Source organism: Streptomyces beigongshangae, from assembly GCF_019710745.1.
GTDB classification, from domain to species: domain Bacteria; phylum Actinomycetota; class Actinomycetes; order Streptomycetales; family Streptomycetaceae; genus Streptomyces; species Streptomyces beigongshangae.
This window is the reverse complement of sequence record NZ_JAHKJW010000036.1, coordinates 1-14,271: the sequence shown is the minus strand read 5'-3', so window position 1 is coordinate 14,271 and position 14,271 is coordinate 1. Positions and strand designations below refer to the sequence as shown.

Below are 14,271 nucleotides of genomic sequence, written 5' to 3'. Positions count from 1 at the left end.
GGTGCGAGGCCCGTGACGGGTGAGGTGTGGAGGGGTGATCCAGGGGCACTCGGTGGCTGGAAAACGTGCCCGACCTGGCATCGGTGACCGAGTCGCTCGATCTCCCGCACCCGCGAGGGCGCCCGGACAGAGGATCACCCTCATGGCTTTTCTCGTCGACCCGACACGCCCTTCCGGCCCGGTGCTGGCACCGCCCGGCGTCTACGCGCCGCAGGCGGACACCTTCCTCCTGGCGCGTGCCCTCTACCGCGAGAGGCCGGCTCCCGGCATGGACGTCCTCGACCTGGGGACCGGCACCGGAACCCTGGCCATCTGCGCCGCCCGCAAGGGCGCGCGCGTCACGGCCGTCGACATCGCCTGGCGGGCCGTGCTCACGACCCGGCTGAACGCCCTGCGGGCCCGGCAGCGCCTCACCGTCCACCGCGGCGACCTCCTCGGACCGGTCCGCGGGCGCACCTTCGACCTCGTCATCAGCAATCCGCCGTACGTCCCGACGCCGCCTTCGGAGCTGTCGAGCACCCGGGGCCTCGAACGGGCCTGGAACGCCGGGCCCGACGGCCGCGCGGTCCTGGACCGCATCTGCTCCGAGGTGCCGCACGTCCTGCGGCCCGGCGGCGTCCTGCTCATCGCCCAGTCGGGGCTGAGCGGTACCGAGGAGACCCTGCGGCGGCTGGCCGACTCGGGGCTGAAGGCGACGGTCGGCGACCGGTCCCGCATCCCCTTCGGGCCCGTGCTCCGCTCCCGGCTGCCGTGGCTCAGGGAGTCCGGCCGGCTCGCGGAGTGCGAGGAGCGCGAGGAGCTGGTGATCATCCGGGGCGAGCGGGACTGACTGCACCGCGGCCGGCGGGGTACTCGCCGGGGCATGACAGACGACACACGGCACTCCGGACAGCACGAGAAGGACAGCACCACCACAGCGACCGGTGAGGTCCTCGAGGAACTGAAGGAACAGGGGCGCGAGGAGGACACGGACACCTCGAAGGGGCGGGGCGCGGGTGGAGGCGACCCCGTCAGCCCCAGCCCCGGGGCGAACGAGGACGCCGTGGAGGGTCACTGAACACGCCCCGCGTCCGTACGCCCCGCGGGTGAGGGGCGGCACCACCGCGCAGGCGGGAGGGAGCACTCGATAGCGTGGGTCCTTCGACCGACGCCATGGAGGCCACCACATGACCCGCCCGATCACCGTGGGAGCAGACGGTTCCGCCGAATCCCTCGCCGCCCTGCACTGGGCCGCCAGGGAAGCGGTACGCCGCGCCCTTCCGCTGCGTGTCGTGCACGCCCGGGAGAAGTCCGAGGACCGGGCGGCGGACGCCCAGGAGGCCCTGGCGCGCACCGCGGACGAGGTCACCGGCCGTCACCCCGGCCTGACGGTGACCACCGACCTCCTCGACGGCGGCCCGGTCGAGGCGCTGACCGCCGCCGCCGCGCAGGCCGAGACGCTGGTGCTCGGCTCGCGCGGCCACGGCGCGATCGTCGGCTTCCTGCTCGGCTCCGTCGGCCAGCAGGTCATCGCCGGGGCGGCCCGGCCCGTCGTGCTCGTACGCGCCGGGGACCGGGCCGAGTCGGAGGCGGCGGGCCGCGAGATCGTCGTCGGCCAGCAGGGCGGGCCGGAGGACAGCGCGGCCGCCCTGGAGTTCGCCTTCGGGGCGGCGGCGGCACGCGGCGCCGCCCTGCGCGCCGTACGCGCCTGGAGCCTGCCCACCGTCTTCACCTACAGCCCCGGCTCGATGGCGCTCGCGGACGAGGCCGGCGGTCTGGAACCGTACGAGAGGAAGGCGCTCGCGCAGGCGCTGGAGCCCTGGCTCGCACGGTTCCCCGGCGTCGAGGTGACCCAGCACGTCGAGATGGGCAGCGCGGGCGAGGTGCTGCTCTCGGTGGCGGCCCGGGCGCAGCTGATGGTGGTCGGCCGGCGCGCGCACCGGTCGGCCGCCGTGGGCTCACGGATCGGTTCGGTGGCCCACGCGGTCGTCCATCACGCGCCCTCCCCGGTCGCGGTCGTTCCCCCGGCCTGAGTGTCGCCCCCGGCCTGGGTGTCGCCCCCGGCGGGCACCGCCGGGGGCGACACCGTGTCCCGGGCCCTGAGCAGGATGTTCGTCACGTAATCCTTGACGACCGTGTCCAGGTCGATGTCGTGCTGCGACCGCTCGGACAGGTACCAGCGGTGTTCCAGCAGCTCGTGGTAGAGCTCGGCCGGATCCATGGAACCGCGCAGATCGGGGGGCACGGCCCGTACGGTGGGACGGAAGACGTCCCGGACCCACCGGTGGGCCAGGACCTCCGGCCGGGCCGCCAGGGGGTCGCCCGGGGCGTGGTCGTCCTGGGTGGCCATCCAGCTCTCCAGGTCGTTCAGCAGCCGCCGTGCCTGGTTCTCCTCGGTGTCGAGGCCGGTCAGGCGCAGCAGCTGGCGCTGGTGGTGCCCGGCGTCGACGACCTTCGGCACGAACGTGACGGTGTCGCCGTTCGAGGAGTGCGCGATCTGCATCTCGGCGACGTCGAAGCCGAGGTCGTTGAGGCGCCGGATCCGGCGGTCGATGTAGTGGTGCTCGCCCGCCGGGTACACCGACGTCCGGGTGAGCTCCTGCCACAGTCCGGTGTAGCGCCGGCAGATCTCCGCGCCGAACTCGATCGGGTCCACCGACGGGTGCAGCGCGCCGGACGCCTCCAGGTCCAGCAGCTCCCCGCTGATGTTGACGCGCGCCAGGTCGAGGTCGTACTCCCGCTGTCCCGGGCTCAGTTGCGGGTGCACCTCGCCGGTCTCGGCGTCGACCAGGTACGCGGCGTACGCCCCGGCGTCCCGGCGGAACAGCGTGTTGGACAGCGAGCAGTCGCCCCAGGCGAAGCCCGCGAGGTGCAGCCGCACCAGCAGGACGGCCAGCGCGTCCATGAGGCGGTGCATGGTGGCGGGCCGCATGGTCGTCTCGAACATCGACCGGTAGGGCATCGAGCCGCCCAGGTGGCGGGTGATGAGCACGGACTCCAGCGGCCCGCCGTCCGCGTCGGTGCGGCCGGTGACCACGGCGAGCGGGTCCACCGCCGGAATGTTCATGCGGTCCAGACCGCGCAGCAGTTCGTACTCGCGCAGGGCCGGCCGCTCGGCGAGCTCCTTGACCGCCACCACCTCCGTCCCGGCGCGTGCGTACCGCACCACGTGCCGTGATATGCCCCGCGGCAGCGGCACCAGGTGGTGCTCCGGCCACTCCTCCAGGGGCAGTTCCCAGGGCAGGTCGAGCAGGAGCGCGGGATGCTCTGGGTTGGTGGCGCTGATCTGCAATGCCATGGCTCGTCCGCCCTGCCTCGTCCTGCTCGTCGTGGTGGTCCGTCGTATCGGTCGTGTCGGTCGTGTCGCAGGAGTATCTCCGCACCTGAACGGCCCTTCGGTCAACACGGCGGTCCGGCGGGCGCGGGGTGCCGGCCCCGTCGCCGCCGGTCCTCGTCCGCCCGGTCCGCGGGACGTGATGTGCAGCACGCCGGAGCAGCGTCCGCGATCCCCGGAACGCGGGTTCCGGCTGCGCACGGCTTGATCGGCGATCAAGCGGGAGGAAAACCCCGGCCACTGCCCATTCTGCTCATTTGACACCCTGTCGCCCGCACAGATAGGAAGCAGCCCTCCGAAGGCGAGAGGTGGAGCGTGTACGAACCGAATGTGGTCGGGGACTGGCAGGAGTACGAGGACGAGCATGCCGGCCTGCGCATTCGCGTCCACGGTCTGGAGAAGGCGGAGCCGTCGCGCGGGCGTGACGACGCGGCCGAGGGGCTCGACTACTTCCGGTTCCGGGTGACCGTGGAGAACCGTACGACCGTCCACCACGGCATCCACCTGGAGGACGGCCAACTCGACGTCCGGGTCGGCCGGGACGGCGAGAGCGCGTTCCTGGACTGGCGCAACTCCCGGTTCATCGAGGGCTTCGACGTCTATCCGCTGCGCCGGGTCACCTCCGTCCTGTACGCCGCGGCTCCGGGGGACTGTCTGTCCCTGGTGGACGTCCAGGTCCAGCTGAAGGTCGACGACGAGTGGACCGAGCGGTACCTCTGGACGGGCGGCATCGGCCCGCACGGCTCGTCCGTCGGGGCCGGCGCCCGGTCCGACGCGGCCCCGGACAGCCTCGAAGCCCAGGTGATCAGCTTCCTGGAACGGGAGTCGGGGCCGGGCCCGGCCTCCTGAAACCGCCGTCCAGGGACGCGGCGGCCTCCGCGGCGACGGCCTCGGCGACGGCCGCCAGCGCCGGGAAGTCGAGTTTCCACTGCTGCCAGAACAGCGGGACGTCGATCTGCCGGTCCGGCGCGAAACGCACGAGCCGTCCCGCCCGGAGCAGGGGAGCGGCCTGCGCGTCGGGGACCATGCCCCAGCCCATCCCGGCGGCGACGGCCTCGACGAAGCCCTCGGAGGTCGGCACGAGGTGCCGGTGCACGGAACTCGCGCCCCGGCGGCCGTGCGGGTCCCGGAAGAGCGCGCGGACGAACGCGTCCTGGATGTCGTCCCGCCGGTCGAAGACCACCACGGGCGCGTCGGCGACGACCTCCGGCGCGGGGGTGCCGGACCGTCCGCCGAACCACCGCCCGGTGAAGGCGGGGCTCGCGACCGGGACGTACCGCATACGGCCCAGCCTGCGGACGGAGCAGCCCGTCACCGCGTCCGGCGAGGAGGTGACGGCCGCCATCACCAGCCCTTCGCGCAGCAGCGCGGCGGTGTGGTCCTGGTCCTCGCGGCGCAGCTCGTAACAGAGCCGCAGTTCCCCGGGCACCCGCGAGAGGGCGGGCAGGAACCAGGTGGCCAGCGAGTCGGCGTTCACCGCGATCGACAGGCGCGTCGGCTCCTCGGTGCCGGTCATGCCGAGTTCGGCCCGCGTGTCGAGTTCGAGCCGGGCCAGCCGGCGGGCGAAGCGCACGACGGCCTCGCCGGACTCGGTCGGCCGGACCGGCTTCGTACGTATCAGCAGCACCCGCCCGGTGCGCTGTTCCAGGGCCTTGACCCGCTGGCTCACCGCGGACGGCGTCACATGGAGCACGGCGGCCGCCGCGTCGAAGGTGCCCTCGTCCACGACGGTCAGCAGCGTCCGCACCTGGTCGAGGGGCAGCTCCGACATCATATTTCCTAATGATACGTAAGAATCTTTAGCTGTACTTCTGTACGGTCGGCTTCCTAACGTGGACGCCGTGAACCACGCTCTGACCGCCACGGCCGCCGGGTTCGGCACCGGCCTCTCCCTCATCGTCGCCATCGGCGCCCAGAACGCCTTCGTCCTGCGCCAGGGCGTCCGCCGCGAGGCGGTGCTCGCCGTGGTGGGCATCTGCGCCCTGTCCGACGCGGTGCTCATCGCGCTCGGGGTCGGCGGCGTCGGCGCGTTCGTGGTGGCGTGGCCCTCGGCGGTGACCGCGGTCGCCTGGATCGGCGGGCTCTTCCTGATCGGGTACGGCTGCCTCGCCGCGCGCCGCGTACTGCGCCCCTCGGCGCTGACCGTGGAAGCGGGGACGGCGGGGGCGACGAGTACGGCGGTGGCTGCGGGGGCGACGAGTACGGCGGTGGCTGCGGCGGCGGGCTCGCGGCGGCGGGCCGTGCTCACCTGTCTGGCGATGACCTGGCTGAACCCGCACGTCTACCTGGACACCGTGTTCCTGCTCGGATCCATCGCGGCCGACCGCGGACCCCTGCGCTGGACCTTCGGCCTCGGCGCGGTGATCGCCAGCCTGGTCTGGTTCGCCGCGCTCGGCTTCGGCGCGCGGCTGCTCAGTCCCCTCCTGGCCCGCCCGTCGGCGTGGCGGGTACTGGACGCCCTGATCGCGGCGACGATGATCGTGCTCGGGGCCACGCTGATCGCCGGGGCGTGAGCGGGCCCGCGGCCGCCGGCCCTCCCCGGCGGCCCCGGCCGCGGCCGCTTCGGTTCCCGTGGTCCCTGCGGTCCCCTCGGTGCACGACCGCGACGGCCAGCAGGCCGAGCGCGAGTCCCGCCGCGGTCTGCGTCCCGAAGTGCTCGCCGAACATCAGCGCGCCCCACACGGCAGTGACGGGGGCGATCAGGAACATCAGGGTGTTGACCTTCGTCACCCCGGACCGCCTGAGGATCAGCCAGTACAGCCCGTAGCCGCCGAAGGTGGAGAGCACCACGAGCCACACCACGGCCGCCCAGAAGGAGCCGTCCGCCGGTGGCACCAGGCCCCCGGTCGCGGCGGCGAGTGCCGTGAACACGACGGCACTGGTGACGCAGTGGACCGTCATGGCCACCGTCGGCCGGACGTCCGCGCGGGACCGGCGGTCCAGGAAGGTCGCCGCGACCAGGCACAGCATGCCGAGGAACGGCACGAGGTACGCCCACCACGCGACGCCCGTCGCCGCGCCCGCGTCGGCCGCGGTGACGACGGCGACACCCGCCGCGCCCAGCGCCAGCCCGAGCCACTGCGTACGCGACACGGCCGTGCCCAGCAGCGGCCCCGCCAGCGCTCCGGCCACCAGCGGCTGCGTGCCGTCGATGAGGGCCGTCGTCCCGCTGGAGACGCCCAGCTCGATCGCGTAGTAGACGGTGAGGAGGTAGCCGCTCTGCGACAGCGCCCCGACGGCGATCTGCCGGCACAGGTCACGCCTTTCGAGCCCGCGCCAGGAGGCGCGCGCGACGGTCAGGGCGACGGCGCCCAGGACGAGGGCCAGCGGCAGGAAGCGCCACATGAGCAGTGTGAGGGTGGGGGCGCTCCCCGAGCCGAGTTTGGCCCCGATGAAACCGGAGCTCCAGGCTCCCACGAATGCGATCGACAGCAGGACGTTCACGGCACCGCACACCTCCAACGGTAGATGGCCGACAGAAAAGTAGACCGATCTGTATACCTGGCGCCGAGTATACAGATCGGTCTACTATGGAGGGATGAACCCTACGGAGACGCCCCGCCGAGTGGCGATGACCCCGGCCGCCCGCCGCGTCCTGGAGGCGGCCGGGCGGCTGTTCTACGAGCGCGGGATCCATGCGGTCGGTGTCGACCTGATCGCCGCGGAGGCCGGGGTCACGAAGAAGACGCTCTACGACCGGTTCGGCTCCAAGGACCAGCTCGTGGTGGAGTACCTCGCCGATCGCGACGAGCGCTGGCGCGCCTGCCTCGACGCCCGTCTCGACACCTGTGGGTCGCCGTCCGACCGGGTCCTGGCCGTCTTCGACGTCTCACGCGAGTGGATGGACGCGACCAGCCCCAGAGGCTGCAGCATGGTCAACGCCCACGCGGAGATCGACGATCCGTCCCATCCGGCGTACGCGATCATCACGGGCCAGAAGCAGTGGATGCTCACGCTCTTCACCGATCTCGTCCGTCCGCTCGTGCCCACCGGGGCCGACTTCCTGGGCCGGACCCTGATGCTGCTCCACGAGGGCGCGCTCGTCGCCTTCGGCCTGCGCGTCCTCCCCGGGGCGCTGGAGCACGCCCGCGAGCAGGCGGAGATGCTCCTGCGGACGGCCGCTGCCGCTTCCTGACGGCGGGCCACGGCCCGTTCACGGGCCCGTCTGCCCCTCCGCCCGTCCACGGACCGACCCGCCGTACCGCCCTCGCCCGGCATCGGCGATAGTGATCCCCGATCGAAAGATGTACTGAGCAACCAGGACGGGCGTGGACACCAGCAAGGGCAGTGCGGACGACGGCACGGGGCGGCGGCCCGAAGCCGAAGGGGTGGAAGGGGCGGCGGGCACGGCGAGGCCCGCGGCCACGGCCGACCCGACGGGCACGGAGGGCCCGGCAGCCCCGGCCCCGGCCCACGGCGGTACGCGGACCGGGTGGCGCCGCTGGACCATGGACACGCGCCCGCTGCGCCGGCCCGCGTACCGCCGTCTCTGGTCCTCGACCGTCGTCACCGCCGTGGGCAGTCAGCTGACCGCCGTCGCCGTACCCAAACAGATCTACGACATCACCGGATCCTCGGCCTGGGTCGGCTACGCGAGCTTCGCGGGGTTGCTGCCCCTCGTCGTCTTCGCGCTCTGGGGCGGCGCCGTCGCCGACAGCGTGGACCGGCGCAAACTGCTCCTCGTCACCAACACCGGCATAGCCGTCACCTCCCTGCTCTTCTGGGTCCAGGCCGTCACCGGACTCGGCTCGGTCGCCGTCCTGATGGTGCTGCTCGCCGTCCAGCAGGCATTCTTCGGGCTGAACTCACCGGCCCGCCAGGCATCCATCGCCCGGCTGGTGCCCGAGGAGGAGCTTGCCGCGGCGAACGCCCTCGGCTCGACCGTCATGCAGACCGGTCTGGTCGCCGGCCCGCTGCTCGCCGGCGCGCTCATCCCGGTGGTGGGCCTCGCCGAGCTCTACCTGATCGACGCCGTGGCCCTGTGCGCCACGGTGTGGGCCGTCCACCGGCTCCCCGCGCTGCCGCCCCTGACCGCCGCCGCGACGGCAGCCGGCCGGGCGGGGCTGCGGGGGATAGCGGAGGGCTTCCGCCACATCTCGCTGCACCAGGTGCTGCTGCTGTCCTTCCTCGCCGACATCATCGCCATGGTCCTCGGCATGCCCCGCGCGCTCTTCCCCCAGCTCGCCTCCCAGACGTACGCGCCGTACGGCGAGGGCCTGGCGCTCGGACTGCTGTTCGCGGCGGTCCCCGTCGGCGCGGTGCTCGGCGGACTCATGTCGGGCACCTTCTCCCGGGTGCGCCGGCACGGCCTGATGGTCATCGTCGCCGTGATCGCCTGGGGCGTGGCCGTCACCGGCTTCGGACTGAGCGCCAACCTGTGGGTGGCGGTGGCGTTCCTCGCCGCCGCCGGTGTCGCCGACATGGTCTCCATGGTCTTCCGCGGCGCCATCCTGCTCTCCGCCGTCACCGATGAGCTCCGGGGCCGGATGCAGGGCGTCTTCACGGTCGTCGTCGCGGGCGGTCCGCGGCTGGCCGACGTACTGCACGGTACGGCCGGGTCGGCGCTGGGCGCCCGCACGGCGGTCGTGGGAGGCGGTCTCCTCGTCGTCGTCTCCATGCTGGTGCTGGCCGTGACGATGCCGGCGCTGCGCCGCTACAGCGTGACCGCCTGACCCGGCCGGAGAGCCCGATCCTCCTGGAGGGCCGGCCCGCCGCAGGGCCCGGCCCTCCGGAGGGCCCGGTCCGGCCGGCTCGACCCGGTGGACGACGAGGCCGACCCGGACCGGGATCAGCCCTCGCGCCGGGTGGGCTCAGCGGCCGGTGGTCGACGCCGCCCGTGCGATCAGTTCCTGGAGGCGGAGGCCGCGCCGGGCGTCGAGTTCGCCGGACACCCCCGAGCGCATGGCGGTGGCGAAGTCCCGGCGCAGTACCGGCCAGCACGCGTCGTCGTCCAGGTCCGCGTTGTCGTACACGAGACCCGGCCGGGGCCCGAAGAGTTCGACGCGCATGATCCCGGGCCGCACGTCGACCGACCCGGACAGCGAGGCCTGACTGACCGCTCCGCTCTCGTGCTCGCAGGTCAGCTCGATCCACTTGCGGGGATCCCCGGTGCCGCGGATCTCCGTGATCGGCCCGATCGCGGCGTCCAGCAGGTCCAGGACATGGGGTCCGACGTCCAGCAGCGCACCGTGCTCCAGCCGCCAGGGGGTCGCGAAGTCACCGCCGAGGAAGGCGCTGCTCAGACCGCACGAACGGGCCCCCGACACCTCGACGGCCCGCGCGGCCCGCAGGAACTCCCGGGCGACGGGGTGGTAGCGGTTGCTGAGGACGACCTGGGAGACGACCCCGGCCCCGTCGATCGCGTCGACGAGCCGCCGGGCGGACGGCACGTCCAGCCCGACCGGCTTCTCCAGCAGCACCGCCTTGCCCGCCTTCGCCGCGCGCCCGGCGAGATCCGCCTGGACGTCCGGCGGCACCGCGAAGGCCACCGCCTCGCACAGGTCGAGCAGCTCCTCGAAACGCTGCGCGGCGACGGCCCCGTACGGCTCGGCGGTCTCCCGCGCCGCCTCCGGACGCCGCGCCCACACCGCGGTCAGCTCCGTCTCGGGTCCGGCGGCCAGGACGGGCGCGTGCACCCCGCGCGCCCAGGGGCCGGCGCCGACCAGGCCGACCTTGACGGGGGAGTGGGGCCAGGAGGAAACGGTGTCGGCCACGGAAGTCCAATCTGCGCTGCGGGATCAGTGCCGGGAAGCGGCGACCGGGCAACGAACGGGCCCGGCGGGTCGTGCCCGCCGGGCCCGACCCGGCCCGTGTGCGCGCCTTCCCCGGGGGAGCGGACGCACACAGGGGCCGGTTCTCCGGGCGAGGAGCCGGTCATCCGGACCGGACCGAAGAGAAAACCGAAGAGAAAGAAGAGGAAGAAAACGGACCTACGCGGGCCGCAGCCACACCGTCGCCAGCGGCGGCAGCGTGAGCCGCACCCCGGCCGGCCACCCCTGCCACCCCTCCCGGTCGGCCTTGACGGCGCCGGAGCGGGTGACACCGCTGCCGCCGAAGCACGGCGCGTCGGTGTTCAGGACCTCCCGCCAGGCGGCCACGCCGTCCGGGACACCCAGCCGGTAGTCGTGCCGCACCGCCGGGGAGAAGTGGGAGACGGCCAGCAGCGGGCTCCCGTCCGCCGCGAACCGCAGGAACGCGAAGACGTTGTCCTCCGCCGCGTCCCCGGCGACCCACGCGAACCCGGCGGGGGAGGTGTCCCGCTCCCAGAGCGCCCGGGTGGCCCGGTACTGCAGATTGAGCTCGCGGACGAGGTCCCGCACCCCCCGGTGGTCGGCCTCCGCGCCGTACGCCGGATCGAGCAGCCCCCAGTCGGGGCCGTGCTCCTGCGACCACTCGGCACCCTGCGCGAACTCCTGGCCCATGAACAGGAGCTGCTTGCCGGGGTGGGCCCACATGAAGCCCAGGTAGGCACGGTGGTTCGCGCGCTGCTGCCACCAGTCGCCGGGCATCTTCGACACCAGCGCCTGCTTGCCGTGGACGACCTCGTCGTGGGAGATCGGCAGCACGTAGTTCTCGCTGTACGCGTACACCATCGAGAACGTCATCTCGTGGTGGTGGTACTTGCGGTGCACGGGCTCGCGGCGGATGTACTCCAGCGAGTCGTGCATCCAGCCCATGTTCCACTTCAGGCCGAAGCCGAGACCCCCGGAGTCGGTGGAGCGGGTCACCCCGTCCCAGGCGGTCGACTCCTCCGCGATGGTCACGATCCCCGGCACCCGCCGGTACAGCGTCGCGTTCATCTCCTGCAGGAACGCCATCGCGCCGAGGTCCTCCCGGCCGCCGTGGACGTTGGGCGTCCACTGCCCGTCCTCGCGCGAGTAGTCGAGGTAGAGCATGGAGGCGACGGCGTCGACCCGCAGCCCGTCGATGTGGAACTCCTCGCACCAGTACACGGCGTTGGCGACGAGGAAGTTGCGCACCTCCACCCGGTCGAAGTCGAACTCGTAGGTGCCCCAATCGGGATGCTCGGCGCGCCGGTCGTCGCCCGGCTCGTACAGCGGCTCCCCGTCGAAGCGCGCCAGCGCCCAGTCGTCCTTCGGGAAGTGCGCGGGCACCCAGTCCATGATCACGCCGATGCCGGCCCGGTGCAGGGCGTCGACGAGGTACCTGAAGTCGTCCGGGGTGCCCAGTCGGGAGGTGGGTGCGTAGAAGCCGGTGACCTGGTAGCCCCAGGAGCCGCCGAAGGGGTGCTCGGCGACCGGCATCAGCTCCACGTGGGTGAAGCCGAGGTCGCCGACGTACGCGGGCAGTTCGTCGGCGAGCTGCCGGTACGTCAGCCCCGGCCGCCAGCTCGCGAGGTGGACCTCGTACACGGAGAACGGAGCCATGTGCACCGGTGTGTCGCCGCGGTGGGCCATCCACCGCGCGTCGCCCCACTCGTGGTGCGGGGCCGTGACGACGGACGCCGTGTCGGGCGGCACCTCGGTGCGGCGGGCCATCGGGTCCGCCTTGAGGAACCGGCCGCCGTGGCGGGACGTGATCTCGAACTTGTACCGCGCGCCCTCGCCGACCCCGGGCAGGAACAGCTCCCACACCCCGGCCGCGCCCAGCGAGCGCATCGGGAACTGCGTGCCGTCCCAGGAGGTGAAGTCCCCGGCGACCCGCACCCCCCGGGCGTTCGGCGCCCACACCGTGAAGCGGGTGCCGGCCACGCCCTGGTGCGTCATCGGCTCGGCGCCGAGCGCCCGCCACAGCTCCTCGTGCCGGCCCTCGCGGACGAGGTGCAGATCGAGTTCGCCGAGCGCCGGCAGGAAGCGGTACGGGTCCTCCACCTCCAGCTCGACACCGCCCCCGTACCTGACCAGCAGTGTGTACTCGGGAACCGGGTCGAGCGGCAGCACCCCCGAGAAGAGGCCGTCGCCCTCGCTGTCCAGCACCATCCGCAGCCCGTCCGGCAGCGACACCGCCACGGACTCGGCGAACGGCCGCAGCGCACGCACGACGACGCCGTCCGGCACCGGATGCGCCCCGAGCAGCGCGTGCGGATCGTGATGGGTCCCCGACAGGAGCCGTTCGCGGTCCGCCCCCTCCAGCGAGGAGACCGGCTGCCGTCCGGCCGCGCCGCCCGGCCCCGGCCCGGACGGACCGGCCCCGGCAGCTCGGACGTGCACGGACGGCGGCGGGGTCAGGGGCACGGAGATGTTGCGGCCTGTCACGTTTCAGCCTCCTTGGGCGCTGTGGAAGGAAGGGACCGGCGTGTGCGGACCGCCGGACTGCACGGGGTGGTGCTCGGCCAGGCGGGCGATCGCCGCCATCGGCACGGGGAGCCGGTCGGGCCGGTGCCGTGCCTCGTACAGGGCCTCGTACACGGCCCGGTCCGTCTCGTACGCCCGCAGCAGCTCGGGCTGCGCACGCGGGTCCCACCGCGCCTGGACGGCGTACCCGGCGCAGTAGGCGTCCCGGCAGCGGAGCGCCCACTCCGGGCGCCACGGGTGGCGGCTGCGCGCGGCGTAGTCGAAGGAGCGCAGCATCCCCGCGACATCGCGTACGGGGGACTGCGGCCGGCGCCGTTCGGCGATCGGACGGGCCGGCTCGCCCTCGAAGTCGATGACGAACCACCGTTCCCCGGCCCGCAGCACCTGGCCCAGGTGCAGATCGCCGTGGATCCGCTGCACCGGACGGCCCGAGTCGAGGGCGGCCAGTTCGTCGAAGGCGCCCCGCAGCCCGGCCGCGTAGGGCAGCAGCTCGGGCACCGACCGGCTCGTCGCGTCCAGCCGCTCGATCATCGCGGCCGCCAGCCGTCTGCTCCCGTGCCCGGTCGGCGCGCCCGGGGCGAACGCCACGGCCAGCGCGAGGTGCACCTCGGCGGTCGCCCGTCCCAGTTCGTGCGCCTCGTCCGCGAAGTCCCGTCCCGCGGTGAGCGCTTCGAGCGCCAGGGTCCATCCGTCGGCGGCGTCCGGCAGGAACGGCTGGAGCACACCGAGCGTCGCCACCTGCGGTTGCGAGGTCCGGAACCACGCCACGGGGGCCGGCACCCGGGTGCACCCCTGGCGGGCCAGGGCCCACGGCACCTCCAGGTCCGGGTTGACACCGGGCTGGACCCGCCGGAAGACCTTGAGGACGTAGGCGTCGCCGTACACCAGCGAGGTGTTGGACTGCTCGGCGCCGAGGAGGCGCGGCGTCAGACCGGCCGGGACGGACACCTTCGCGTCACGCTCGAACCGCAGGGGACCCGCCGTCCCGGCCGTGCGCAGCCGCTCCAGGAGCAGGTCCGCGGAGCGGGGCTCCTGGAGGGCGTCGTACACGGTCAGACCGGCCAGCGGCCCCCGGCTCGCCCGCCCGATGCGGGCGTGGGCCAGCCGGGGAGGCAGTTCGTCCCCGACCCCCAGGAACAGCTGGTAGCAGTCGCCGGGCTGCGACGGGGACGAGGTCTGCCCGGTGCGGACCAGGAGGTGCAGGCACGTCGGGTGCAGTTCGGTGACCGAGAGCAGGGACAGCTCCGTGACCCGCCGGCCCTTGCCCGCGAACCAGCGCTGCTCGGGCAGCCAGGTCCGCAGCAGATCGGCGAGCGACGTCAGCAGATGGGCCGGAGTGTGGCCGCTGGGGCGGGGTGAGACGACCTTGCGCATGACGACCCGTCCTTTCAGGAGCACACCGTCAATCGGCGTGTGGTGAGCGGAGTGGGGTCCTGGTGGAGACGGAACCAGTAGAAGCCGTGGCCGGCGAGGGTGAGGAGGTAGGGCAGTTCGCCGATGGCGGGGAAGCGGACGCCGCCGATGAGCTCGACGGGGTGGCGTCCGCCGAAGGTCTGCAGATCGAGTTCGGTGGGCTGGGCGAAGCGCGAGAAGTTGTGCACGCACAGGACGAGATCGTCCCCGTTCCCCACCGCGGAGGGGGCTTCGCGCAGGAAGGCGAGGACGGCGGGGTTGGAGGAGGGCAGTTCGGTGTAGGTGCCCAGG

General features: G+C 73.2%; 14 protein-coding genes. 7 read left to right on the top strand and 7 right to left on the bottom strand.

Going from position 1 to position 14,271, the window contains the following annotated elements:
- The first annotated feature begins 142 nt into the window (after nt 1-142).
- The 3 genes from KM933_RS25495 to KM933_RS25485 all read left to right on the top strand — a co-directional run bounded on the left by KM933_RS25495 (nt 143) and on the right by KM933_RS25485 (nt 2,012).
- Nucleotides 143-829 carry a HemK2/MTQ2 family protein methyltransferase gene (locus KM933_RS25495; RefSeq protein ID WP_221356081.1) on the top strand — a complete coding sequence of 229 codons (687 nt, stop codon included), beginning with the start codon at nt 143-145 and terminating at the stop codon, nt 827-829.
- A gap of 33 nt (nt 830-862) precedes the next feature.
- Complete coding sequence (locus KM933_RS25490; RefSeq protein ID WP_221356080.1) at nt 863-1,057, top strand: hypothetical protein; 195 nt, start codon at nt 863-865, stop codon at nt 1,055-1,057.
- A gap of 109 nt (nt 1,058-1,166) precedes the next feature.
- A complete protein-coding gene (locus KM933_RS25485; RefSeq protein WP_221356079.1) occupies nt 1,167-2,012 on the top strand; it encodes a universal stress protein in 846 nt (281 codons plus the stop codon).
- Here KM933_RS25485 and KM933_RS25480 read toward each other — a convergent pair.
- Nucleotides 1,973-3,277 carry a DUF4032 domain-containing protein gene (locus tag KM933_RS25480; protein ID WP_221356077.1) on the bottom strand — a complete coding sequence of 435 codons (1,305 nt, stop codon included), beginning with the start codon at nt 3,275-3,277 and terminating at the stop codon, nt 1,973-1,975. The two genes, KM933_RS25485 and KM933_RS25480, sit on opposite strands and share 40 nt — an antisense overlap.
- A 351-nt stretch (nt 3,278-3,628) precedes the next feature.
- Between KM933_RS25480 and KM933_RS25475 the strand changes: the two genes are divergently transcribed.
- Nucleotides 3,629-4,162, top strand: coding sequence for a hypothetical protein (locus KM933_RS25475; RefSeq protein ID WP_221356075.1), 534 nt, complete (start codon nt 3,629-3,631; stop codon nt 4,160-4,162).
- Here the strand turns inward: KM933_RS25475 and KM933_RS25470 are convergent.
- Nucleotides 4,119-5,087 carry a LysR family transcriptional regulator ArgP gene (locus tag KM933_RS25470; protein WP_221356073.1) on the bottom strand — a complete coding sequence of 323 codons (969 nt, stop codon included), beginning with the start codon at nt 5,085-5,087 and terminating at the stop codon, nt 4,119-4,121. The genes KM933_RS25475 and KM933_RS25470 overlap by 44 nt on opposite strands.
- A 67-nt stretch (nt 5,088-5,154) precedes the next feature.
- Between KM933_RS25470 and KM933_RS25465 the strand changes: the two genes are divergently transcribed.
- Nucleotides 5,155-5,826 (top strand): LysE/ArgO family amino acid transporter, encoded by a 672-nt coding sequence (locus tag KM933_RS25465; RefSeq protein ID WP_221356071.1) that lies wholly within the window; start codon nt 5,155-5,157, stop codon nt 5,824-5,826.
- Here KM933_RS25465 and KM933_RS25460 read toward each other — a convergent pair.
- A complete protein-coding gene (locus tag KM933_RS25460; RefSeq protein WP_221356069.1) occupies nt 5,726-6,757 on the bottom strand; it encodes a DMT family transporter in 1,032 nt (343 codons plus the stop codon). The genes KM933_RS25465 and KM933_RS25460 overlap by 101 nt on opposite strands.
- Nucleotides 6,758-6,851: 94 nt before the next feature.
- Here KM933_RS25460 and KM933_RS25455 point away from each other — a divergent pair, with 94 nt between their 5' ends.
- Together KM933_RS25455 and KM933_RS25450 are read left to right on the top strand one after the other, a co-directional pair.
- Nucleotides 6,852-7,448 (top strand): TetR/AcrR family transcriptional regulator, encoded by a 597-nt coding sequence (locus KM933_RS25455; protein WP_221356067.1) that lies wholly within the window; start codon nt 6,852-6,854, stop codon nt 7,446-7,448.
- Between the two features lie 193 nt (nt 7,449-7,641).
- Complete coding sequence (locus tag KM933_RS25450) at nt 7,642-8,985, top strand: MFS transporter (protein ID WP_308013546.1); 1,344 nt, start codon at nt 7,642-7,644, stop codon at nt 8,983-8,985.
- A 138-nt stretch (nt 8,986-9,123) separates the two neighbouring features.
- On the opposite strand, the gene KM933_RS25445 is transcribed toward KM933_RS25450, so the two are convergent.
- From KM933_RS25445 to KM933_RS25430, 4 genes are all read right to left on the bottom strand, one after another.
- On the bottom strand, nt 9,124-10,026 hold the full coding sequence (locus KM933_RS25445; protein ID WP_221356065.1) for a Gfo/Idh/MocA family protein: 903 nt from the start codon (nt 10,024-10,026) through the stop codon (nt 9,124-9,126).
- A gap of 216 nt (nt 10,027-10,242) precedes the next feature.
- On the bottom strand, nt 10,243-12,405 hold the full coding sequence (glgB, locus tag KM933_RS25440; RefSeq protein ID WP_260334150.1) for a 1,4-alpha-glucan branching enzyme: 2,163 nt from the start codon (nt 12,403-12,405) through the stop codon (nt 10,243-10,245).
- 126 nt (nt 12,406-12,531) lie between these two features.
- On the bottom strand, nt 12,532-13,941 hold the full coding sequence (locus KM933_RS25435) for a maltokinase N-terminal cap-like domain-containing protein (RefSeq protein WP_221356064.1): 1,410 nt from the start codon (nt 13,939-13,941) through the stop codon (nt 12,532-12,534).
- Between the two features lie 14 nt (nt 13,942-13,955).
- Nucleotides 13,956-14,271 (bottom strand): alpha-glucosidase C-terminal domain-containing protein (locus KM933_RS25430; RefSeq protein ID WP_221356062.1); only part of this gene is annotated, 316 nt, incomplete at its 5' end.